This window comes from Limnobaculum allomyrinae (genome assembly GCF_016649425.1).
Classification (GTDB): Bacteria; Pseudomonadota; Gammaproteobacteria; order Enterobacterales; family Enterobacteriaceae; genus Limnobaculum; species Limnobaculum allomyrinae.
The window spans coordinates 136,985-163,605 of the sequence record NZ_JADRCR010000002.1 but is presented as its reverse complement, the minus strand read 5'-3'; the positions used below and the strand labels follow the sequence as shown (position 1 = coordinate 163,605).

The 26,621-nt window shown below is 48.4% G+C and carries 5 protein-coding genes; 1 reads left to right on the top strand and 4 read right to left on the bottom strand.

Annotated elements, in window-relative coordinates; all coding sequences use genetic code 11:
- Positions 1 to 42: 42 nt before the first annotated feature.
- Together I2494_RS05035 and I2494_RS05030 are read right to left on the bottom strand one after the other, a co-directional pair.
- Positions 43 to 3,339 carry a S8 family serine peptidase gene (locus tag I2494_RS05035; RefSeq protein WP_228350845.1) on the bottom strand — a complete coding sequence of 1,099 codons (3,297 nt, stop codon included), beginning with the start codon at positions 3,337 to 3,339 and terminating at the stop codon, positions 43 to 45.
- A 548-nt stretch (positions 3,340 to 3,887) separates the two neighbouring features.
- Complete coding sequence (locus I2494_RS05030) at positions 3,888 to 4,148, bottom strand: hypothetical protein (protein WP_218468205.1); 261 nt, start codon at positions 4,146 to 4,148, stop codon at positions 3,888 to 3,890.
- Positions 4,149 to 4,354: 206 nt separating this feature from the next.
- Here I2494_RS05030 and I2494_RS05025 point away from each other — a divergent pair, with 206 nt between their 5' ends.
- Entirely contained in the window at positions 4,355 to 4,915 is a 561-nt protein-coding gene (locus tag I2494_RS05025; RefSeq protein ID WP_218468204.1) for an SH3 domain-containing protein, read from the top strand.
- Positions 4,916 to 4,983: 68 nt separating this feature from the next.
- Here the strand turns inward: I2494_RS05025 and I2494_RS05020 are convergent, their stop codons facing one another.
- Positions 4,984 to 9,879 (bottom strand): autotransporter outer membrane beta-barrel domain-containing protein, encoded by a 4,896-nt coding sequence (locus I2494_RS05020; protein ID WP_218468203.1) that lies wholly within the window; start codon positions 9,877 to 9,879, stop codon positions 4,984 to 4,986.
- 920 nt (positions 9,880 to 10,799) lie between these two features.
- Positions 10,800 to 26,594: an autotransporter-associated beta strand repeat-containing protein gene (locus I2494_RS05015; RefSeq protein WP_218468202.1), complete on the bottom strand. Its 15,795-nt coding sequence runs from the start codon at positions 26,592 to 26,594 to the stop codon at positions 10,800 to 10,802.
- Between the last annotated feature and the right edge of the window lie 27 nt (positions 26,595 to 26,621).

Here is a 26,621-nt window from a genome sequence, read left to right as displayed (position 1 = left end):
ACAGAGATTAAATCGCCATACGTGAATCGAATTGGTTAAGTTTTAGAAGTCAATTTTCAACTTAGCGTAAACACCATTTGAGGTGATATCGCTGTTGTAGGCTCCGGTATATGACACCCCGAATGAAGCTGATTTGGTTATTTGCGCTTCAACACCCACAGCAGCTCCCGCCATAGTCGAAAGTTTGCCGCCCTTGATATTCGCTACACCGGAATCCACAAGATACATGGTCGCCTCCGCGGTGTTATCTCCGGCGAAGTGCATGCCATAGATATCGGCCTTCACTGTCATTGGTAACTCACCAACGGTAAACGGCAGGCCGCCGCGCACACCAAAGGTGGTGACCAACAGATCCTGATCGTCAACTTTGGTTTTGAATGCCATATCGCTGACAGTTTCAGTGTAATCATCAGATTTGATATGCATCCAACTGAAACCCAGATGAGGTTCAATAGAGTAACTATTGGTATTCAGTCCCAAATATGCAGCTTCAGTGAAGATTTGTGCAATATCGGCATCCGCAGAAACCGAGTTGCTACCAATATCATTCACCACCACTAAATTACGTTTTGCATCCGCATCCTGATGGGTATACATCAAACCATAACTCAGTGAAGCGACCTCTGCGAAGTTGGTAATACCGTACAAACCAAGGTGCATATCATTGCTGTCCACTTTGCCATGTACCCCACCTTTAAACTTGGTAGAACCAGCACCGAAGAACATTCCCATCTTAGTACTGGCAGCGATGTCCGCTTCCACACCAATCAGAGCGGCATAGAAATCCACATCCATATTGGACTGACCGTAATCCACCTCAGACCAACTGCCGATACCCGCCATCCACAAGCGAGCAGAACCATCGGCCATTTCCACTTTACGACCATTGCCCGATCCTGCTGCCTGATCTTTAACTACCTGAGTGGTAGTCATGGAGTTAACAATGCTGGCGTTGCGCGTATTCAGATACATATCGCTGCCAAGGGAGTTGAAGGTATTGCGAACCTCATCTTTGGTTGCCGTTAACAGCTTATCGTACAGGCCACCTGAACTTAGAGCGGCAGGAGTCACGGAGCGTGATGCCACTGGCGTAGCGCCGGATGTCTCAATCGCGCGCGCAATTGCCCGACCGTTGCGGTGATCGCCATAGGTCGCAAATGAAACATCGTTATTGCGCCCGAAGGTGGCACTGATGGTATTGTCGGAAATCACTAAATCGGTCTTAAAGAAAGCATAGTCCGGCGTGATTATTGCTTTATCCGCATCGGTTAAGCTATCCGCTGTCACACTCCCCGTTGCGGTAATGCCATGTAAATAGGCATCGTTAAATACGTCTCTGCGAGTGGAGCCTACGGTAATCATTGAGCCATCGTTAAAGGTCAGTGCACCTACGTTGACATCTTCTTCGGCGCTGATCACGTAGGTACCACCGGCGTTTACTTCGATATTGGCTTTGTGGCTTTCCGTCGATGCCAGTTCACCTTTTAGCGTAAAGGTGTCGTTATAGCTGGATATCACGCCAAACTTACCGCCATTGACGATCACTTTGCCGTCACCAAATGATTCCGTGAAGCCATACAGGGAACCCCCTTCTACTGTAGTACCTCCGGCATAAGTATTATCACCGGTCATCACCAACGTACCTGCCCCCTGTTTCACCAGTGAAGCGGTATAAAGACCCGCATCAATTTTGGCCTGAATCGCTGCGGCTCGTTTATCGTAATATTCCTGACGCCATTTTTCAGCATCCGCCAGATCGATGATGTGATCGGTTGGATCGTCATTGCCATCACTGACAACAAAGTCATCACCCAACTCATAGTCACCACCGGCAGCAATTCCGTGAGTTTGATAGGCCTGCAACCACGTCAGATCCTCTTGCTGACGGGTATCCAGCCCTTTCTGGCTGATATCGTTACTCCATACATCCAGCGGGGTAGTCGCCATGTTGTACTCGAATTTGCCAAGGAACTGACCCGGGCCGTACATCCCTTTATCCAGATCGGGAATACCCCAGCCGTAACGAATATCCGGCACGCCATCTGCTGCAGTCCAGCCATTTAATACGCTGCCGTCCGGATTCAGGTGGTTGGCGGTGGTAAACATCACATCACGCACCTGAAGCGCACTCATATCCTGATAGCGGGACAACAGAACGCCCATCGCCCCGGCGACATGCGGTGCCGACATAGAGGTACCGGATGAGTTTCCCCAGCCTGCTTCACCGGTAGTACTATTTACCGTCGTTGAGTAAATAACGCTGCCCGGAGCCACCACCGTCCACCACTTGGCATCACCGGCTTCGTTCCAGGTATAAGACAGTGCATAGTTATCAGTTCCGGCTACACGCTGTAACCCGGCCACTGCAATCCAGTGCTGTTCAGCCTCCGGATTAAAATAGGGGTAAAGTGCACGATAGAATGGGTTAGCAAAATCACGGTTGCCGGTGGTAAAAATCTGCACCACCGACGTGTCTTTTACCGCATCGTAAGCTGCATCAACAAATGATGGGTTATCGCCGTACATTTTGTTGAAATAGAAATACTCATATTCTGACTGATTGATATTATCCGCCGGCAAGTGAACGCCGGTATTACCATTGTCGTTGCCGGTGGTACCCCGATCAACAATACGGATGTTGGTTCCCCAACTGTTATTAATCACTTCAGCACCCGCATCTACCATGGCTTTCCAACCGGTGTAGAAGTACTGATAATCCTGGAATGGGCCATAGTTGTTGCTATCAGTCCCCCCGTTGTTACCGACATAAATATCAGAACCCCAGGCAACGCCGTGCATGCCTTCACCGTCACGGTTGGCACCAACGGTGCCGGTAACGTGAGTACCGTGACCGTCGTTAAGACCGAGAACCCATTCGCCAGTGATATCAAATGCTTCTCCTTTTTCATAAGCACCTTGCTGGCCTTCTGTTGCCACCTGTGGATAGCGTAAACCGGAAGATCCGTATACTCCGGAAGCATGCACCGCATGGAAGCGGTCGCCGTTCAGATCGGCGTGTTTAAACAGCAAGGCTCCGGAATCCATTACTCCCACTCTGACGCCTTGTCCGTAATAACCTAAGGCATAGGCACTTGAGGCTTTCATTGCCTTCAGTCCCCAATCTTTACTGTATTCTTCGGTTTCCCAACTGGTTTTATCGCCAATTTGTCCTGTTTCAACATAGGCAGCAGAGGCACCACCGGACATGGATAATGTTGCCGCAGCAATAGCCAAAGCAACCGCAGACTTCGTTAACCCTGTGGTTTTTTCCTGTTTTTTATTGGTTGTAAGCGATTTTTGGTGAGCACTATCAAAAAATGTGTCGAACATCGTATTCATATAAAAATTCCTTCAAGCGAGGCTTATATAAACGTTTCTGTTAGTGGCGACGATGCCACTTTCTATTTTGATTAAACGCGGTACCAAACTACGGCGGTAAGTTTGCCCACTTATTGAATAGTTACATATTGATAAATATCAACATACATTTTTACAATTTGGGAATAGTTTTGTTTTTGTGATGTGCTTCTTATATTGATATTCACGATATATTTTTTAATATTTTAATAATTATTTAGTTATTTTGTTTGGTTATTCGTTATGAAATGGGATATAGCACGATAGAAAAGCGTTGTTTTTGAGTGAATAGATCAGGAAATGGTGAGTGATTGAAGCGGGGAATATTTCGTCCACAAGATAGTATAGAGCGTTGCTCGGCTATCATGCGGCAGCGGAACAAAAAGCCCTTAGACGCGCACCTCAACTGACATCCTTGTCAGTCGTGCTCTCCTCTCTCCGTCTTTAGCTGATTTCCAGTACTCAGTAAGAAGGACAAGAGCAAGAGCAAGAGCAAGGGAAAAGGCTAAAAGCTAAGAGTCCGGGGGTTATTATAAGTCTTCATAAGCTTTTCGGTCAGCCCAGGCTGGCATAGCGGAGAGGTAAAGAATTGCCCGGCGACGGGACTCTTCCAGACCCACTTTCTGCCAGCTGTCCAGATAAGCGGCAGTACCCGCTATTGCGTCTTCCCAGAGAATCAGATTTCCATCTTTATCCGTACAGCAGGCACAGTAAATATCACTGGGGCCTTTTGCTTCAGGAAAACTCAGCGGCATGCTGCAGGAGAGACAGAATTTTTCATTTTCCAGCATAACGATCTCCTTTGATGATTGAACATTCGAGGATGATTAAACGTTGTGAGGTCATGTAAAGCAGGTGGCTATTCACCTGTTTAATTGCAGCTACTACTATAAATTAAAACCTCTCCCTTTTATTGCGAGAGATCTGGCAATTCTGACAGCTAGTTATTGTGAAATCCTTATGCCATAACATGGTTTTTATTCAGGGAATGATGATCATGGCCAGAGCGAAACGTAGCAACCTGATGGTGACCCTTATTGTTCTTGCTGTTGTTGGGTTCTTCTTCAAATCAGAGAAGCCAGCGACGGTAGATAAACCATCTTCTCCGCCCCCACCAATCGCTTTATCACAGCCTCTATCATCGAATCAAACCTCCCCATTATCACCTGAAACTCAGGCTGTAACCCAATATGTGAATGCCGAAAAACTTAACGTACGTACAGCCCCTAATGGAAAAGTCGTCACTTCACTTAAGCAAGGGCAAAAAGTCTTGGTTCACGAACAAAGAGATAGCTGGTCGAAAATAACCCCCAATACAGAACCGGCCAGATGGGTATCCTCTGCTTTACTGTGCAATACGGATAATTGCTATATAAGCAATAAAAAGCAGGCAATTGCCCCGGTGGTTTATCGTTCTCAACCAAAACCACAGCCAGCATCCCGCTCGATTAACTATTCCGACAGTGGATGTCCATGCTCTTCGGGACGTATTTGTATTGGGCCTCGGGGTGGGCGCTATTGCATTACTTCCGGTGGAAATAAAAGGTATGGTGTTTGATATACGTAAAAAAAACGGCGTGCCATATGACACGCCGTTTTGCATTGCATTACGTTATCGGTTTTTAATTAGAATGCGTACCGAACGTTAATGCCTCCCTGCATACTGCGATAGCTTTGATCGCCAACCTGACCACCTACGCTCACTGTGGTACTCCAGTTGTTATCAAATTCACTCTGAAGACCCAGTTTCAACTCAGCACGGTTTTTCGGCATATCTTGCTTAACAGTATCCTGATCCATCTTAACGGAAGCTCCGTCTTGACTGTACCACCAGTTAACTTCAGCAAACGGACGATGAGTATAACTCTCACCTTTAATTTTGCCCGTTACACGAGAACCTAAACGAGTACTCCAGTTATCATTTTTCTGGCCATCAACTTTAGTCTTACCAGAATCAACAAAACTGTCGGCTGAGTAATCATTATAAACAACCTGGGCCTGAGGAATTAAACGCCATTCGTTCATAACGTTATCGTTAAGTACAAAGCTGTAGCCCGTTTCCAGTGATGATGTCATCGAAGTAGAATCATACTTGTCGGTTGACATTGAATCGCCGCTGGAGGTGTTATTGTACCAACCATACTGAGACCAACCGTCAACATAGGCACCTTTCTGATCTTTAGCATCAGCAAACCAGGTCGCATACATACCCAGACTGAAACCTTCAACCGTACCAGTAGCGCTGTATTGCTTACCGTTCATATTGGCATTGCTGCTGGTATCAGAGTCCACATCACCCCAACTGCCCATCACACCAACAACAGTACCAGTATCACCTGCGGTATAGCTCAGTAAGTCACCACCAACTTGAATCAGGGTGTAATCACTGTTGGTATCAAGAGCGCCATTACCGGCTTTATTATCAACACGACCACCGATAATACGACCCCATGTGCTGCTATCTGCACTTCTGAACTGGCTACCCTGACGATCAAACAGTGTCAGTGATTGTAATACGCTGGCCATTGACTGGTTGCTTAAATAGATACCGGCTTCAGGACGCAGCTGTGGTTTATTCTCTGGGCCAACAGAACGCAGATACCAGTTACCGTTTTCTTCATACGGAAGACCCTGATACAGGCTGTATTCATAAGCACCTGCCACTACGCGGTTAGCCAATGTGAACTGACCGTTTGATTGTCCACCAACACTAATAACTTCGATGCCTTTCTTAGTTTGAGCACCTTCGCCACCGGCGTTGTTCACCACTACGTTAGTGGTACCAGAGGTATCACCAGAGATAACTAACTTATCAGTAATAGAGTTATCGCCACCCAGTACAGTACTCAGGGTTAACAGACCATTGTTACCAATGTAGTTACCTTTGACGATGGTTTGGCTACGTGGATCCGGGCTGGCCATGCGAATTTCACCGTTGTTGGTGAAGTTACCACCAATCGTGAAGTTACCCGCAGGTTCCGCAGCATAACCGTTAGCTGCATCAGCCGTTGCCAGTAAACCATCGTTGATTACGCTACCGTTTACGCCACCGTAACCGCCCAGTTCTGCACCTTTGGCGATAGTAACGTTGCTACTTTCCAGCACTGCATTATTCAGCAGAGTCATGTAACCAGCATTAATGTTGGTAGTACCCTGATAAGTTTGGCTGTTAGTGATGGTTAACTGACCATTACCTTCCTGAACAAAGTTACCCGCACCGCTGATCACACCGCTAAAGGTATTATTTACGTCATTGGTGGTGGTTAACGTTGCGCTACCTAATGTAACTTTACCTGCTCCGTTAAGGTTATTAACCTGCTGGTCAAAGCTGTTCAGATCAAAGGTTCCGGCATCTGCTACGGTTACCTGTGAACTCTTGGCAATAATGTCAGCGCTTCCGGCACGTAATGTACCTGCGTTAATCAACGTTGCACCGGTATAGGTATTTGCGCTGGAGAGTTGAAGTGTACCTTCACCCGCTTTAGTCAGAGTCTTACCATCCCAGCCAGTTGCCGCATTAGCTGCTTCATCTGCCAGAACGGCGCCTAAATCAAAGAACTCTTTCTGGTCAACCAGAGTAAAGCTACCGTGCGCTTTTTCAGGTGATTGAGATTCAGCCGCATACCACGCAAGGCCCAGGCCAATACTGTAGTTTTGATCGTCATGAATTGGGGTCAGCGTCAGATAATCCACTTCACTGGCCGCACCACCTACAGAAACTGATTTGAAATCGCCCGTCAGTTTACCTGCTGCTGAAGTAGTGATAACACGGAATTGATTGCCGCCCAGCTCTTTGCTGCTCATAGTAGCTGGAACACTGTAACCGGACAGGTTAAAGGTTGCACCGCTACCAATTTCAGCTGATTTTGCTGTCACGACAGAAGCTGCATTACCGGCAGCCACATCAAACTTACCGTCGATTTTGAATTTATCAGCAACCGCCAGAGTAGTATTAGCAGCCATAGATAACGTTGCCTGAGCATCGCTGGTTACGTTAGCAGCTTTGAAATCACCTGCTTGTTCAAAGCGCAGTGTGCCGGCTTTTACATTAACATCACCCTGACTTCCGCCATTATGGGTTAATGTCGCTTTACCGCTTCCGGTTTTATTCAGTACGCCTGTACCAGACAGCGCATTAGCTAATACTTCATCGTTAGCAAAATCGAGCTGTAATGTGCCATTGTTAGCGATGTCGCCGCTGCTTAAGGCTTTACTTTGTGTCGCAACTAAAGTACCGGCCTTAACATTGGTGCCGCCCTGATAGGTATTTTCAGCCGTCAGTGTCAGTGAGCCTGAACCGTCTTTGGTCAGACTACCGTTACCACTAATAATACCGTCATAGGTAGTGGTATCCGTGTCTTTAACCGTTAAGTTGCCGGTACCCATAGTGATAGATCCGGTACCACTCAGACTTTTTACCGTTTGATCAAAGTTATTCAGATCAAATACGCCTGCGGTCATTGTCAAGCCGGAACTGGCAGCAATAATATCAACGATATTTGCTTTCAACGTACCGCCGTCAATGGTGGTTGCACCGGTAAAGGTGTTAGTTTTGGTCAGTACCAGCGTACCATCACCGGCTTTATTGAATGAACCTGCATCTTGCAGCAGTGCATCCATAACCAGCTCTTTGCCCGATTCAATATTTGCAACAGTAATGTTTGCCGCGCTGTTACTTAAAGAGATCACTGGAGCAACAAGGGTACCTGAACCGGTGAACAAACCTGCGGTTGAAACCACATTGTTAGCACCTGCTGTCAGATTAAACACACCGTTAGTCAGTACGGTACCGCCGGCGTTGATATTAATGCCTTTAGCCGTCAGCGTCGTTTTATCATTACCCTGAAGGGTTGCTTTATCATTAACCGCGAAAGTACCAAAACCGACGTTACCGTAGCTAACGCCATCTACTAACGTAAATTTCCCGCCGTTAACGTTGGTGTTGTTTTTAATATCAGAGTTGTATAACGCATCACCCGGGTTGCTGCTGTTGCCATGGAAAATCACTTCGCCGTCACCGGTTTTATTGATTTCCATGGTTGCGCTGGAGACAGAGGCAATTGGATCATAGAAATGGATCAGGTTGCTGGCAGCAACATCCATATTCAGGCTGCCTGAACCGCCCAGATAAATAGCGTTAGGATCGCCCGTGCCGGCTACCGGTGCATAAATACCACCACCGATATCGGTAAAGGTTGCGCCCTGACGGTTGCCCTGGAATACGATATCGCCACCGTTAGCATTCAGGTTGATGGTTCCGCCTTCCAGATAGATAGCACCACCCAGTGTTTTCGCTACGTTGTTAGTAACCGTTGAGCCAGGGCCCAGATTTAATACTGCCTTCTTACCGGCATCATAATAAATCGCACCGCCATAAGCATCGCCGGTTAATGAATAAACGTAGTTACCATCAAAAGTGGTCGCTCCGTTAAAGTTCATCAAGTAGTTATAATTACTACCATTGCCGTAAGCGCTGACTGCGCCACCCAATGCATCATGATTATTTTTGGTTTCAACTACAAAGTTATTCTTGAAGGTAACCGCATTATTGAAATCCAAAACAACACCAGCAGAACCTGGGTTCAAATAACCGATATTGATCGCACCACCACGAGAATCCTGCCCATTAACATGGTTTGGATATTCATAAGTGTCTACCGTCGAGCCATAAACATAGTTGCCGGTGAAATTGGTTGGTCCGTTAAACGTCAGGGTCGCAGCACCACCCCAGGAATCGATAGCACCACCAAAAACAGAAGAATGGTTATTGATGAAATTGGCTTCGCCATTAAAATTCATCACACTGCCATCTGTATCATATACGGTTACAGCGCCACCGTAGTTACCGGTCCAGTTACTATCAAAAGTCACCTTACCGTTAAAATTCATTACGTTATCAGAGTAAAGACCTACTGCACCTGGTTGATCCCATAGTCCGTGGTTACCCTTAAATACTAAGCCTTCGGTACCACTGTCAATATTCATCACGGAACCCGTACCGCCACGAATTGACAGGATTGGGCCGTAGTCTGCTGAAGAGCCTGAAGTATAGTTAGTTGGCCCGATATCCAGGAACGTTGTCCCTTCCAGATTCAGGTTAAGCGTAGTTTTTGATGAATCCAGCTTAATTAGTGTTGAATGTGCGCCGGTGAATGGATCGACCGTAATCGTCGCATTCTTAATAGAAATTGAATCAAGCTTTTCGTTGATATCAAACAGGCGTTGTCCATCGTCAGTACTAATGTGAATAACCTTGCCATTACCATCAATAACGATAGTCGATTTCTCTGCGGCATCGATCTTAAACGACTTATTCCATGTGACATCGCCACCTAACACTAAATCATATGCACCGATATTCAAACCATTGGCATAAATATCCTGACCTTCAGTCAGCGTTTGTGCTCCAATGGCACTCATTGAAAAGCCCAGATATACCGCCGGGAAGGAGAGTACAATGGCTTTATGAAGAGAATTAAATCTATAATTACCGTTGGTTTGCTTGTCGAGTCTTTTTTTCATCCTAATAATCCTAATTAAATCGTCCTTTTTCGACACATGAATAGATTCAGATAGCAACCTGAGTCATTTGCCTGATATAAAACAAAATAGATATACATTGTCTAAAAACAACTCTGATAAGAAATAACAGAGCTATTAAGACATTAATTAAAAAACAACAGAATAATAAACAACAATATTTCATACATAATAAAGAAATAAGTTGTTATTACTTTTAACGAATACAACAATAACCCAAGATGGGTAACAAATAATAAAAGGCCAGGCTTCAATATATTGAAATCATCTATTGCTCATATGATTTTCAATATTACTGTTACCATTTGTCAGTGTAAAACGGCCTTCCCAGAGTAGTTCCGGTAGAGTTTATGTCTACGGCAATACTGCCTATAGCCATACTGAGAGAATAAAACATACTCAAACTCATCCATGAATCTATATAAACGTCCTATAACTCAATTATCAATCAGGCTGTAGGTTAATAAAAATGACATCAATGTTAATAATATGATATCAACATTCAAACCCAATAAATTAAGTAATGATGCATAGTAGCATAAGGATTTTAACCCTCTCAAGCAAGAATTCCCCTATTAATGGTAATGGTTGATTCAATATATTTCATTTACAACACATCGTATTTAAAACACGCAAAAAATACACTATAAAATATACAACACATCCTAATTAACCTATTGAATCCGTTTCCGTAAAATAAGAACTCATACCGTATCTATTTCCGTAAAATAACGAAACATACTGTATCTATATTTGTGAAATGAAAGTATTTACTGTACCTATAAGTAAACGAGTTATAGTACAAAATTTACACGAAATTTATTTAAACGTAATATAAAAATAAAAAACCGGTGTGTCGTTTAACAACACACCGGTTTTAATAAAATACTTAAGATGATTTACTACCAGACATAACGAACGCCAATACCTCCTCCTACACTATGATAATTATCGGCGCCCTCCTGAACCCCCAGATTAACCCAGGTGCTCCATTTATTATCAAACTCACTTTGTATGCCCACTTTCACTTCTGCCCTGTTATTTGGCATATCCTGATCGATACGCATACTGTCAAACGTTACTGATGCATCCTGTTTGCTGTACCACCAGTTCACTTCAGCGAATGGATGATGGGTATAGCCTTTACCCTGTATGTTACCCGTCAGACGTGTACCTAAACGGGTACTCCATATTTCATTATTCTGTCCGTCAATTTTGGTATTGCTGGAATCAACAAAACTGTCGGCAGAATATTTGTTATACACCACCTGAGCCTGAGGTATCAGCCGCCATTGGTTCAGGCTATTATCGTTAAGAATAAAGCTATATCCCGTCTCCAGTGATGCTGCAAACGGACGGGAGTCGTAGCTATCCGTTGCCATTCCTTCACCGCTGACGTGGTTGTCATACCAGCCATACTGATACCAGTTATCAATATAGGCTCCGGTTTGTTGTTTCGCATCGGCAAACCAGGTGGCATAAACGCCCAGACTAAAGCCCTCAACGGTACCGGTTGCACTGTGATGGGTTCCATTCAAATCTGCATTGCCGGTTGAGTCGGAGTCTACATCACCCCAACTCCCCATAACCCCGGCAACCAGACCAGAATCACCGATGTTATAGCTCAGTAAATCACTGCCCACCTGAACCAGCGTATAGTCACTGTTCATATCAATATTGCCACCGGCGGCCTTGCTATCGACCCGGCCTCCGACGATACGCCCCCAGCTACTGCTGTCGGCACTTCTGAACTGACTACCCTGACGATCAAACAGTGTTTGCATCTGCAACTGGCTAATAATTGACTGGTTCGCCAGATAGATACCCGCTTCCGGACGCCATTGTGGCGCTTCCCCTGGCCCCTGTGAACGCAAATACCAGTTGCCATTTGCTGCATCAGGTAGCCCCTGATACAGGCTGTAATCATAAGCACCGGCAACCACGCGATTCGCCAGCGTAAACTGACCGTTAGATTGGCCGCCAACGCTGACCACCTCAATACCATTCACCGTTTGTGCTCCGGCTCCGCCGGAATTGTTCACCACCAGACGCGTGGTACCAGAGGTATCACCACTCACTATCAATCTATCGGTGGTTGAATTATCTCCGCCTAAAATAGTACTTAAAGTGAGTAACCCGTTATTACCAATATAGTTTCCTTTAACAATTAACTGGCTACGAGGATCCGGGCTTGCCATGCGAACTTCACCAGAGTTGGTCAGATTTCCGCCGATAGTGAAATTACCTGCCGGTGCATCAACAAACCCAACTGCGGCATCCGCTACGGCCAACAGACCATTATTAACCACGCTACCGTTGACGCCACCGTAACCACCCAGTTCAGCCCCTGTAGCTACCGTAACCGTATTGATGCTTGCCAGCACGGAATCTTTAAGCAGAACCAGTGCCCCCGCATTAACATCCGTGGTTCCCTGATAAGTCTGGTTATTATCGATAAACAGCGTACCAGAGCCTTGCTGAATCACATTGCCGCTTCCGCTAATAATGCCGTTATACAAATGGTCGTTACTGCGGTCGAAGACTAATGTTCCGTTATCGGTGATATTTCCTATAACGCTACCGCTGGTACCACCATTACCCAGTTGCAAGGTTCCGCTGGAGATGGTGGTACCACCTACATAACTGTTATCTCCGGTTAACAGCAGCGTATTATTCCCGGTTTTATTCAGACCGCCCGCACCACTTACCACACCGCTAAAGGTACTGTCTTCGTTGTGATTGGTGGTCAGGGAAGCCTCTCCCAATACTACATTTCCGCCGCCGTTAAGGTTATTAACCTGTTGATCGAAGTGATTCAGATCGAAGGTCGCTCCCTCGGTTACCGTAAGCCTTGAACTATTGGCAATAATATTGGTATTTCCGGCCAGTAACGTACCACCGTTAATCAAAGTGGCTCCGGTATAGCTATTGGCTTTAGATAGTTGCAGTGTACCCGCTCCCGCTTTGGTCAGGGTCTTACCATCCCAACCGGTGGCAGCATTTGCTGCTTCATCAGCCAACACCACATCCAGATCGAAATACTCATTGGCGCCACTTAAAGTGAAAGTGCCGTGAGCACGTTCAGGTGTTGCACTGTATGCGCCGTACCAGGACAGCGCCAGACCAATACTGTAATTCTGGTTGTCATGAATTGCGGTCATCGACAGATAGTCTACCGGGCTGGAAGCACCACCTAAGTTAAATGAAGCAAAGTCACCGGTCAGATTGCCTGGTGCCGAGGTACTAATTACCATAAATTGGTTATAAGCTAACTGGCTGGCACTGGTGCTTTCCGGCGCTGAGTAGCCGGACAGATTGAAAATTGAGTTACTACCAAGCGCTGCGGTATCCGCTGTCACTACCGGAGAGGTATTACCGGCAACCACTTCCAGCGTTCCTTCCGATTTAAACTGATTGGCAACGACCAGCGATGCATCTGCTGCCATAGAAGTAGTAGCCCCCTCGGAAGTCAGATAATCACCAGCATTAAACGCACCATGTTGCGCCAGTTTGAGGGTTCCCTCATCAACCGAAACGCGACCCTGAGATGAGCTCGTATTGGTTAATGTCGCTGTACCCGCACCGGTTTTAATCAGTTCACCGCTACCGTTTAACTGATTATTCAGGGTGTTGTTCTGGGCGAATGCTAACTCAAGCTCAGCACTGTTATTAATCTCTGACAGACCCAGAGCCTCTGCCCGGGTACCCACCAAACGCCCCTGATTAATGGTAGTAGAACCGCTATAGAAGTTAACGCCACTCAGGGTGAAAGTCTCAGCACCGGATTTAATCAATCCACCATTACCACTGATAGAACCGGTAAACGTAGTATCTGTCAGACTATTAACGGTTAAATCGCTATTGCCCAACAGGACACCACCGTTACCACTCAGGTTATTGGCTAGCTGGTCAAAACCATTCAGACTCAGGATGCCCTCATTACCAATAACAACGTTGGCACTATCAGCAAATGCATTCGCCATGCCTGTCTGTAAAGTGCCATGATTAATCAATGTATTACCGGTATAGGTATTAACAGACGACAATATCAGTGTTCCATCACCTTCTTTTGTCAGACTCTGTCCATTCCATCCGGTACTTGAACCTGTTTGATCAGCCAGAACAATATCCACATTAAACGTATCGTTGGCATTAACTAAGGTAAAGGTACCATTACCTAAAGTTGTACCGGCTAACCAGGTCAAGCCATAACCAACGTTATAGTCCTTATTGTCTACACTCTTGCCGGCACTCACTGTCAGATAATCGACTGTACTGGAGACACCGTTCAGATCTACGTTGGTGAAATCACCAGTGATACCGTTGTTAGTATGAATAATAGTGAACTGTGTATTAGGCAGATCGCTGGCCTTAGCCGGATCGGCATCAGCATCGATACCAATGACTTTCAGTGTTCCGCTCAGTGTGGAGGTATCCGCCTGAATCACCGGTTGAGTGGTTCCCAACAGAACCGACAATGTTGAACCACTATTCTGAACCAGCGCACCGCTGAGGTTTAACGTGCTGTCTTCAGCCAGTGAGGTGGTTGCGCCATTACTGGTGGTTAAACTGCCACCATTGAAATCACCACTCTGAGCAAAGTTCAGCGTCCCCTGAGTGACACTGATTGCTCCCTGAGTCGAGCCTGCACCATTCAATGTTGCCGTACCACTACCGGTTTTATTCAGACTGCCATTGCTGCTTAACACATTACTTAACGTGCTATCACTGGCGAAGTTTAACTCCAGCGTTGCATGGTTGGTCACGGTACCACTGCCTAATGCCTGCCCCTGAGTAATAATGGTCGTTCCGGTATTAAGACTGCTACCGCCAGTATACGTATTGACGCCACTGAGGGTCAGACTACTGCTTCCATCTTTAATTACACGTCCATTGCCGCTGATATCCCCACTAAACTGAGTATTGGCACTGTTGTTGGCAGTCAGTGCCGCAGTACCTAAGGTAATATGACCACTGCCACTCAGATTATTGACTAACTGATCAAAGTTGTTCAGATCCAGCGTGGCACCGCCGGCCACCGTCACATCACTGCTGGTGGCAAAGGCATTGGCGATACCGGTTTGCAGCGTACCGGCATTAATCAGGGTACTGCCGGTGTAGGTGTTTACGGATGAGAGCTGTAAGGTGCCCAGTCCGGCTTTGGTCAGGCTCTTGCCGTCCCAGTTGCTGGTAAATGGCCCGGTTTGATCGGCCAGTACCACGTCCACATTAAACAGGTCACCGGCATTGGCCAGCGTGAAGGTACCGTTGCCCAGCGAGGTACCGGCCAGCCAGGTCAGGCCGAAGCCGACGTTATAGTCTGCATTGTTCACCACCCGACCGGCTAAGGTCAGGTAATCCACATTGCTGGCAGCACCGCCCAAATCAAGGGTGGTAAAGTCACCGGTAATGCCACCGGCACCGGTGGTATGAATTACGGTAAATTCGGTATTGGTTAACGCGCTGGCGCTGGTTGGAGCACCGGTGGTAAAGCCGGTGATATTCAACGTACCGCTTAAGGCGGCGCTATCAGCGGTGATCACCGGCTGAACGCTGCCCACGGCGACATTCAGCGTCGAGGTGGCGTTCTGCGTCAGTGCACCGCTCAGATTGAGCGACGAGTCCGCCGCCACCGAAGTGCCGGCACCATTGGCGGTGGTCAGGCTGCTGCCGTTAAATACCCCGCTCTGGGCAAAGTTCAGTGTGCCCTGATTAACGTTAATCGCTCCCTGCGTTGAACCTGTACCGCTAAGGGTGGCAATACCGGCTCCGGTTTTATTCAGGCTACCGCTGCCGCTTAATACATTGCTTAATGTGCTGTCGCCGGCAAAGTTCAGTTCCAGCGTGGCGCCGTTATCAATGGTGCCGGTACCCAATGCGCTGCCCTGAGTGGCTACCAGTGTACCGGCGCTAAGCGTGCTGCCACCCTGATAGGTGTTCACACCGCTTAAGGTCAGGATACCGGTGCCGGTTTTACTCAGGCTGCCGGTGCCGTCAATCACCCCGCTAAAGGTGGTATCCGCACTGTTATTAGCCATCAACTCAGCGCTGCCTAATAAAATGCTGCCTGCGCCGCTCAGGTTATTGGCCTGTTGAGCAAAGTTGTTCAGATCCAGCGTGGCACCGCCGGCCACTGTCACATCACTGCTGGTGGCAAAGGCATTGGCGATACCGGTTTGCAGCGTACCGGCATTAATCAGGGTACTGCCGGTGTAAGTGTTTACGGATGAGAGCTGTAAGGTGCCCAGTCCGGCTTTGGTCAGGCTCTTGCCGTCCCAGTTGCTGGTAAATGGCCCGGTTTGATCGGCCAGCACTACGTCCACATTAAACAGATCGCTGGCGTTAGTCAGCGTGAAGGTACCGTTACCTAAAGAGGTACCGGCCAGCCAGGTCAGGCCGAAGCCGACGTTATAGTCTGCATTGTTCACCACCCGACCGGCTAAGGTCAGGTAATCCACATTGCTGGCAGCACCGCCCAAATCAAGGGTGGTAAAGTCACCGGTAATGCCACCGGCACCGGTGGTATGAATTACGGTAAATTCGGTATTGGTTAACGCGCTGGCGCTGGTTGGAGCACCGGTGGTAAAGCCGGTGATATTCAACGTACCGCTTAAAGCGGCGCTATCAGCGGTGATCACCGGCTGAACGCTGCCCACGGCGACATTCAGCGTCGAAGTGGCGTTTTGCGTCAGTGCACCGCTCAGATTGAGCGACGAGTCCGCCGCCACCGAGGTGCCGGCATCGTTGGCGGTGGTCAGGCTGCTGCCGTTAAATACCCCGCTCTGGGCAAAGTTCAGCGTGCCCTGATTAACGTTAATCGCTCCCTGCGTTGAACCTGTACCGCTAAGGGTGGCAATACCGGCTCCGGTTTTATTCAGGCTACCGCTGCCGCTTAATACATTGCTTAATGTGCTGTCGCCGGCAAAGTTCAGTTCCAGCGTGGCGCCGTTATTAATGGTGCCGCTACCCAGCGCGCTGCCCTGAGTGGCTACCAGTGTACCGGCGCTGAGGGTGCTGCCACCCTGATAGGTGTTCACGCCGCTTAAGGTCAGAATACCGGTGCCGGTTTTACTCAGGCTGCCGGTGCCGTCAATCACCCCGCTAAAGGTGGTATCCGCGCTGTTATTAGCCATCAACTCAGCGCTGCCTAATAAAATGCTGCCTGCGCCGCTCAGGTTATTGGCCTGTTGATCAAAGTTGTTCAGATCCAGCGTGGCACCGCCGGCCACCGTCACATCACTGCTGGTGGCAAAGGCATTGGCGATACCGGTTTGCAGCGTACCGGCATTAATCAGGGTACTGCCGGTGTAAGTGTTTACGGAGGAGAGCTGTAAGGTGCCCAGTCCGGCTTTGGTCAGGCTCTTGCCGTCCCAGTTGCTGGTAAATGGCCCGGTTTGGTCTGCCAGTACTACGTCCACATTAAACAGATCGCTGGCGTTAGTCAGCGTGAAGGTACCGTTACCTAAAGAGGTACCGGCCAGCCAGGTCAGGCCTAAGCCGACATTGTAGTCCACTCCGCCAACAATTCGTCCTGCCAGAGTCAGGTAGTCCACACTGCTGCTGGCGCTACCCAGATCAACAGAACTAAAGTCACCGCTAATTCCACCGGTGGTGTGAATAATGGTGAAATTACTGCCAGCCAGACCGCTGGCATTGGCCGGTATAACGCTGGTATCCAGACCGGATACGTTAAGTGAACCATCCAAAACGGCAGTAGCCGCACTGATGATTGGATAATCTATTCCCAGCGTAACATCTAAAGTTGAATCGGTATTTTGTGTTAATGCTCCACTCAAGTTCAATGTGGCATTCGCCGCCAGCATTGTAGTGGCATTCGTTGCGGTGGTGAGGTTTGCAGCGTTAAACGCTCCTGTTTGGACAAGATTCAGAGTACCACTATTAACCTCAACATCACCCTGTGCAGAGCCAACCGCGTTCAGCGTCGCCATGCCTGCACCACTTTTAACCAGAGTTCCGCTGCCCGACAAAAGATTACTCAGTGTGCTGTCTGTCAGGAAATTTAACTCCAGAGTTGCATTATTACTGATATTACCCGTACCCAGCGCATTACCCTGTGTTGCAATTAATTTGCCTGCGCTGATACTGCTACCACCCTCATAGATACTCTCACCGCTTAAGGTCAGTGTACCGGTGCCGGTTTTACTCAGACTGCCGGTACCATCAATCACACCGCTGAAGGTAGTATCCGCACTGTTATTAGCCATTAACTCAGCGCTGCCTAACAGGATGCTACCGCCTCCACTGAGGTTATTCGCCTGCTGATTAAAGCCGTTCAGATCCAGCGTGGCACTCCCCCCCACAGTAACATTACTGCTGGTGGCAAAGGCATTAGCGATACCGGTTTGTAAGGTACCCGCATTAATCAGGGTACTGCCGGTGTAAGTATTCACCGAAGAGAGTTGTAAGGTGCCCAGTCCTTCTTTGGTCAGGCTTTTACCGTCCCAGTTGCTGGTAAATGGCCCGGTTTGATCCGCTAATACCACATCGACATTAAACAGATCGCTGGCGTTAGTCAGCGTGAAGGTACCGTTACCTAAAGAGGTACCGGCCAGCCAGGTCAGGCCAAAGCCGACGTTATAATCTATGCCGTTAACTACCCGGCCTGCTAAGGCCAGATAATCCACATCACTTTCAGCGCCGCCTAAATCCACCAGCGCAAAATCATTGGTGATGCCATTAACGGTATGAATGACGGTAAACTCAGTGCTGGTTAAGGCACTGGCACTGTTTGGCAAGGTGGTATTAAAACCGGTGATGTTAAGGGTACCGCCTAATGAGGCAGTGTCTGCGTTTACTGCGGTTACACCATTACCCACCACCACATTTAATATTGCACTGTTGTTTTGAGTTAATGCACCGCTCAGGTTCAGAACCGACTCACCCGCCAGCGAAGTGCTGGCGCCATTGGCGGTAGTCAGGCTGGTCGCGCCAAACGCGCCATTTTGAGTGAAACTCAAGGTGCCCTGATCGACACTCATTGCGCCTTGATTTGAGCCAGCGCTGCTTAATGTCGCGATACCGACGCCGGTTTTCACCAGACTACCACTGCCGCTCAACAGATTATCCAACTCACTATCGCTGGCAAAATTCAGCTCCAGCGTAGCGTTATTATCAATATCGCCACTCCCCAACGCTAAACCGTTGGTCGCAATCAATCTACCGCCACTGAGGGTACTGCCCCCCTGATAAATGTTCACCCCGCTTAAGGTTAGTGCTCCAGTTCCGGTTTTGCTCAGGCTGCCGGTACCATCAATCACCCCGCTAAAGGTGGTATCCGCGCTGTTGTTGGCGGTTAACGCCGCGCTGCCTAATAAAATGCTGCCTGCGCCGCTCAGGTTATTGGCCTGTTGAGCAAAGTTGTTCAGATCCAGCGTGGCACCGCCGGCGACGGTCACATCACTGCTGGTGGCAAAGGCATTGGCGATACCGGTTTGTAAGGTACCGCCATTCACCAGCGTGCTGCCGGTATAAGTGTTTACTGATGAGAGCTGTAAGGTGCCCAGCCCTTCTTTGGTCAGGCTCTTGCCGTCCCAGTTGCTGGTAAATGGCCCGGTTTGATCGGCCAGTACCACGTCTACATTAAACAGATCGCTGGCATCGCTCAGGGTAAAGGTACCATCGCCTAACGCAGCACCTGCCAGCCAGGTCAGGCCAAAGCCCACGTTGTAATCCACGCCGTTAACTACCCGACCCGCCAGCGTCAGGTAATCCACATCGCTTTGTGCGCCCCCCAAATCAACGGTAGTAAAGTCATTAGTGATGCCGTTGGTTGTATGAATAACGGTGAACTCGGTGCTGGTTAGGGCACTGGCACTGGCGGGCGCGTTGACCGTAAGACCCGTGACATTAAGGGTTCCATCCAACGATGCGTTATCTGCGGTAATTGATGGCTCTACGGTTCCTGTATTGATATTTAGCGTTGAACCGCTGCTTTGAGTCAGCGCACCGCTGAGATTAAGTGAAGAGTTAGCCGAAACAGAGGTTGCAGCGCCGCTGTCAGTGGTCAGATTTACACCATTAAAAACGCCGTTCTGAGCGAAATTTAAGCCGCCCTGATTAACATTAATCGTCCCCTGACTTGAGCCGGCTCCGCTTAATGTAGCAACTCCAGCGCCGGTTTTTACCAGACTGCCGCTACCGCTCAGAATATTGCTCAAGGCACTGTCGCTGGCAAAATTCAGCTCCAGGGTACCGGCGTTATTAACGGTGCCGCTTCCCAGTGCTCCCCCCTGAGTCGCTACCAGCGTACCACTGCTGATAGTGCTCTCCCCCTGATAAGTATTCACACCACTCAGAGTCAAAGCACCCGTGCCGGTTTTAATCAGGCTGCCGGTTCCGCTAATCACGCCATCAAAAGCGGTATCGGCACTGTTGTTGGCGGTTAATACTGCACTGCCCAGCGTGATGCTTCCCGCTCCGCTCAGGTTATTCGCCTGTTGGTTAAAGTTGTTCAGATCCAGTGTACCGCCGCTGGCCACCGTCACATTGCTACTGGTGGCAAAAGCATTGGCAATACCTGCCTGTAAGGTACCGCCATTAATCAGCGTATCGCCGGTATAGGTATTCACCGAGGAGAGTTGAAGCGTGCCCGCCCCCTCTTTAGTCAGGGTTTTACCGTCCCAGCCGCTGGTAAACGGCCCGGTTTGATCGGCTAATACTACGTCCACATTAAACAGATCGCTGGCATCACCCAGCGTAAAGATACCGTTACCCAATAACGCACCGGCCTGCCAGGTCAGATGAAGACCCACGTTATAATCCACGCCGTTAACCACCCGCCCCGCCAAGGTCAGGTAATCCACATCGCTTTGTGCTCCGCCCAGATCGACGGTAGTAAAATCATTGGTGATACCGTTAGTGGTATGGATAACGGTGAATTCTGTGTTGATTAACGCACTGGCATTATTCGGCACATTCGCGTTGAAATCGGTGATATTGAGCGTGCCGCCTAACGAGGCTGTATCGGCATTGATGGCTGTCTGACCGGTACCCACCCCCACATTTAATACTGATGTGCTGTTTTGGGTGAGCGCTCCGCTCAGATTCAGAATAGATTCCCCCGCCAGATCGAGGGTTGCGCCATTGGCGGTGGTTAAACTGCTGGCGTTAAATATGCCGTCCTGAACAAACGCTAAGCTGCCCTGATTAACTGCAATATCGCCCTGAGTGGAGCCAAGGCTGTCCAGAATGGCAATACCGGTGCCGGTTTTCACCAGATTACCGCTACCATTTAAGATGTTACTCAACGTGCTGTTGGTGGCAAAATCCAATTGCAGAGTGGCATTATTGTTTACTATGCCAGTTCCCAAAGCGCCACCCTGAGTAATCGCCAGTATTCCAGTGCTGATGGTACTGCCACCCTGATAGGTATTAGCGCCACCCAACGTTAAGGTTCCGGTACCGGTTTTAGTCAAACTACCCGTACCATCAATCACGCCGTCAAAGGTGCTGTTTGTACTGTTATTCGCCGTTAAGACCGCACTGCCCAGCGTGATGCTTCCCGCTCCGCTCAGGTTATTCGCCTGTTGATTAAAGTTGTTCAGATCCAGTGTACCGCCGCTGGCCACCGTCACATTGCTACTGGTAGCAAAAGCATTGGCAATGCCTGCCTGTAAGGTACCGCCGTTAATCAGCGTATCGCCGGTATAGGTATTCACCGAGGAGAGTTGAAGCGTGCCCGCCCCCTCTTTAGTCAGGGTTTTACCGTCCCAGCCGCTGGTAAACGGCCCGGTTTGATCGGCTAATACTACGTCCACATTAAACAGATCGCTGGCATCACCCAGCGTAAAGATACCGTTACCCAATAACGCACCGGCCTGCCAGGTCAGATGAAGACCCACGTTGTAATCCACGCCGTTAACCACCCGCCCCGCCAGCGTCAGGTAATCCACATCGCTTTGTGCTCCGCCCAGATCGACGGTAGTAAAATCATTGGTGATACCGTTAGTGGTATGGATAACGGTGAATTCTGTGTTGATTAACGCACTGGCATTATTCGGCACATTCGCGTTGAAATCGGTGATATTGAGCGTGCCGCCTAACAAGGCTGTATCGGCATTGATGGCTGTCTGACCGGTACCCACCCCCACATTTAATACTGATGTGCTGTTTTGGGTGAGCGCTCCGCTCAGATTCAGAATAGATTCCCCCGCCAGATCGAGGGTTGCGCCATTGGCGGTGGTTAAACTGCTGGCATTAAATATGCCGTCCTGAGCAAACGCTAAGCTGCCCTGATTAACCGAAATATTACCCTGAGTGGAGCCAAGGCTGTCCAGAATGGCAATACCGGTGCCGGTTTTCACCAGACTACCGCTACCGTTTAATATGTTACTCAACGTGCTGTTGGTGGCAAAATCCAGTTGCAGAGTGGCATTATTGTTTACTATGCCAGTTCCCAAAGCGCTACCCTGCGTAGCCACCAGCGTACCAGAGTTAATCGTGCTGCCTCCCTGATAGGTATTTACACCACTCAGGGTCAGAGCGCCGGAGCCATTTTGCGTCAGACTACCGCTACCGCTGAGAGTACCGGCATAAGTCGATGCATTATTGCGGTTAAAAATCACCTGTCCGTTGTTGGCAATGTTGCCGGCATAATCACCCGTGGTTCCACCATTACCTACTTGCAGAATCGAACCGCTATTAATATTTGTGGTGCCGGTATAGCTGTTATTGCCGGTTAATAACAGGGTTCCCCCCTGAAGGGTCATATTACCCGCGCTACCGCTGATAACACCGTCAAAAATACCGCCGCCGGTAATGGCTAAGTCACCGGCATTAACATTCAAACTACCTGCACCATTCAGCGAGCCTATGGTTTGAGTTTTACCATTCAGATTAGCCGTTGCACCGCTATTGATAATCAGATCGCTGGTATTACCCAACGCATTATTGCTACCTGCGATCAGAGTGCCGGTACCTACCGTCGTTGCACCACTATAATCATTCGCCAGATTATTCAGCGTAATACTGTTGGTTGCATTGATTAACAGACTACCGGTACCGGTGATTTTGGCGTGCAGTTCGTCCATGCCTGTTGGCGTTGTTGAATCGCCGGATAGCGTTAACGTCTGCCCATTTTGCAAATCCAGCTGTGACAATGAGTAACGGGTATAAAGCCCCGTTGCGTCATTGCCCAGGGCAAAATCATAAGAGCCAATAGCAACCAGATTGCTATTCTGAATAACATCCGCGGTCTCAACTACTGGATTACCGGAAAGATCGGTTAACGTCAGATTTGCTGCACTGCCGGATACACTACTGGCAGTGATTAAGCGAAAATCAACGCCGTCATCCTGCCCCAAAATATTACCGCTAATATTGGTAATCGCACTGGGGTCAATAGCGACGTTTCCGGAAGTCAGCGTTAGCGCTCCGGTGTTAATCACCCCGGTCGACAGATTATCAAAAATCAGTGAACCGCCGTTTAAGGTCAATCCACCGATATTTTGGGTACCGCTTCCAACTGAAGTCGTGCTTCCGCTATCCAGCTGTAAGGTGGCATTGGTTAATGCGGTGGTGTTGTTAGCGGACAACGCAAAACTGCTGTTGCCCAGTTGTACCGTACCGGCAAACGCATTACCGGCTCCACTACTGAACTGGAATGTATTATTCCCGTTGAGTAATCCTACTTGTAATAAACCAGTGCCGGTCAGGGCGTTATTAAAAATGTAATTGCCAGAAGAAGGCGTATCAACAAACATTGCCGCGCCGGAAGCAATATTTACGCCACCGGAGCTAACCGTACCGGCTCCGGTCAGGCGTAGTGTTCCGCCGGAGACTGTTGTGCCACCGGTATAAGTGTTAACGCCGGTTAAGGTGAATACACCACTGCCGCTCTTAGTTAGTCTGCCGGTTCCACTAAAGATATTATTGGTAGCAATATTAAAACCGTTTGAATCAACGGTACCGCCAGTCGCGCCCAATACCAGATCGCCGCTGGCAAATCCGCTGATGAAGTTAGCATTGTCACTCTTAGCCTGTAAGATACCACCGTTAAAGTTGACGACGCCTGAGGTACCCGTTCCTTTTTGCAGGCTATTGGTGAGCAACACACCGGCGTTATTTAAGTTGAGTGTACCGCGCCCGGCTCCATTTCCTACCAACACCGTGTTGGCATCCAGTAGTGAACCGGTTCCGTTAACCAGCACACCTCCCTGTGAATTAGCCAGCGAACCTATATACAGGATATTGTTGATATGCGCCTGAGCACCGCTGTTAATGAAGAAGGTACTGTTGCTGCTGGCTGAATTTCCCACATACAGGTCATTCATCTGAACGTTGGTACCGCTGTCACTAAGATTCAATGCTGCGTTATTATCAACCGTTCCTTTAGTAATCTGAGTTTGGCTACCGCCATTAATATTTAGCGTACCACCCGTTACCTGCAACTCTGAGCCTGGGGCATCAAGCGTGACATTACCGGTTAGGGTTAATGATCCGGTACCTTGCTTCAGTAGATTGCCACTACCGCTAATGGTACCGGCGTAGCTTGTGGTATTGGTGCTATTAACCGTTAAGACGCCGGTACCGGTAGTAATTGCGCCACCGGTACCACTCAGGCTTTTTAGCGTTTGATTAAAGTTATTCAAATCAAATACGCCGCCGGTCATATTTAGTCCGGAGCTGGCGGCAATAATGTTGGTATTGTTGGCCTGTAACGTGCCATCGTTAACGCTGGTTGCGCCGGTATAGGTATTGGTTTTTGTGAGAACCAGCGTACCAGCACCGGTTTTACTAAACGAACCGGCATTGGTTAGCAAACTGTCTAAAATTAGGGTGTTACCAGCAGCAATATCCGCCGTTGAGACGTTAGCGGCACTGGTGCTTAAAGAGATACTTGGCGCAACGATAGTCCCAAATCCGCCAAACTTTCCGGCGGTTGATACTACCCCGCCGGTACCCGCATTCAGGTTAAAGATCCCGCCGTTGGCCGCAACTGTACCACCAGAATTAATATTGATGGTTTTCGCCTGTAAGATACTGTTGTTACTTCCCTGAACCGTACCGCCATTATTTACCGCAAAAATACCAAATCCGGAGTTACCATAGCTCACGCCGTCGGTAAATGAGAACGCACCGCCGTTGACATTGGTGTTGGTCTGGATATCGGAGTTATATAACGGATCGCCGGGATTGCTACTATTGCCATGGAACAGAACTTCACCATCACCGGTTTTATTAACGGTTATGGTTGCGGTAGACACAGAGGCGATAGGGTCATAAAACTGAATGAAATTACCGGCGGATGCGTCCAGATTCAGGCTTCCTGTACCGCCCAGATAGATAGCGTTAGGATTTCCCGAACCGATGACCGGCGCATAAAGTGGCCCGCTACCAATCAGCGCAAAACTTGCTCCCTGGCGGTTGCCCTGAAACAGGATATCCCCGCCATTTGCTTTCAGGTTAATCGTGCCGGTTTTCAGATAAATACCGCCGCCCTGAGTTTTCGCATAGTTATTAATCACACTGGAGCCTGGCCCTAAATTTAAGGTCGCTGCGGCCCCCGCATCATAATAAATCGCCCCACCATAACCCGAGCCGGTTAATGAATAAACGTAGTTACCATCAAAGGTAGTGGCACCGTTAAAGTTCATAAAATAGTTATAGTTACCACCATTACCATAGGCGCTAACCGCACCACCTAATGCGTTGTAACCATTTTTGGGATCAATAACAAAGTTACCGTTAAAGGTGGTGTTGTTATTAAAGTTTAAATTAAGGCCAGTAGCTCCCGGGCTCAAATAACCAATGTTGATGGCTCCCCCACGGGTATGCTGGTCGTCAACGTGGTCAGGGTAATCAAACGAGTTTGTGGTAGTACCGTAAACATAGTTGCCGGTAAATGTCGTGGGGCCATTAAAGGCCATGACGGCCGAAGCCCCCCAAAAGTCAACCGCACCACCGAACACTGAGGAGTGGTTATTAATAAAATTAGTCTCGCCGGCAAAGTTCATCTTACTGCCGGCAACATCAAAAACCGTTATTGCACCGCCGTAGTTAGCCGTCCAGTTGCTGTCAAAGGTCACTTTGCCGGTGAAATTCATGGTGTTGTTTGAATAAAGCCCGACCACGCCGGGCTGATCCGCTAACCCATGGTTTCCTTTAAACAGTACACCGGCAGCGCCACCATCCACATTCATCACACCGCCGGTACTGCCACGAATAGATAAGATTGGCCCATAATCAGCAGAGGCATAAGTGTTGTAATCCGTTGGCCCAATATTCAGAAACGTAGTGCCTTCAAAATTGATATCAACTTTGTCATTAAGCTGATACAACCGGATTAATGAATTACGCGCCCCGGTGAAAGGTTTAGAAGTAATAGTGGCATTAGTGATAGAGACAGTATTACTGACTTGAGTAATGTCGAGTAAACGTTGAGAGCTGCTACCGTTGGCGGTTATCGTGTAGTTATTACCATCAATCGTTATCACTGTTTTGGCAGCACTATTCATGGCAAACATAGTGTTCCAGGTCACATTGCCACCAAGGAACAGATCATACGCACCGGTATTTAATCCGTTGGTATATATATCCTGTCCTTCTGTTAACGTTGTTGCCGCCTGAACCGGAATAGATATGCTGAGATAGATAGCAGGAAATGCAAGGACTATCGCTTTATGCAAAGAGTTAAACCGGTACTCGTTGCTGTTTCTGACACCATGTTTTTTATTCATTTTATTAACCCTGATGAGAACCTGCCC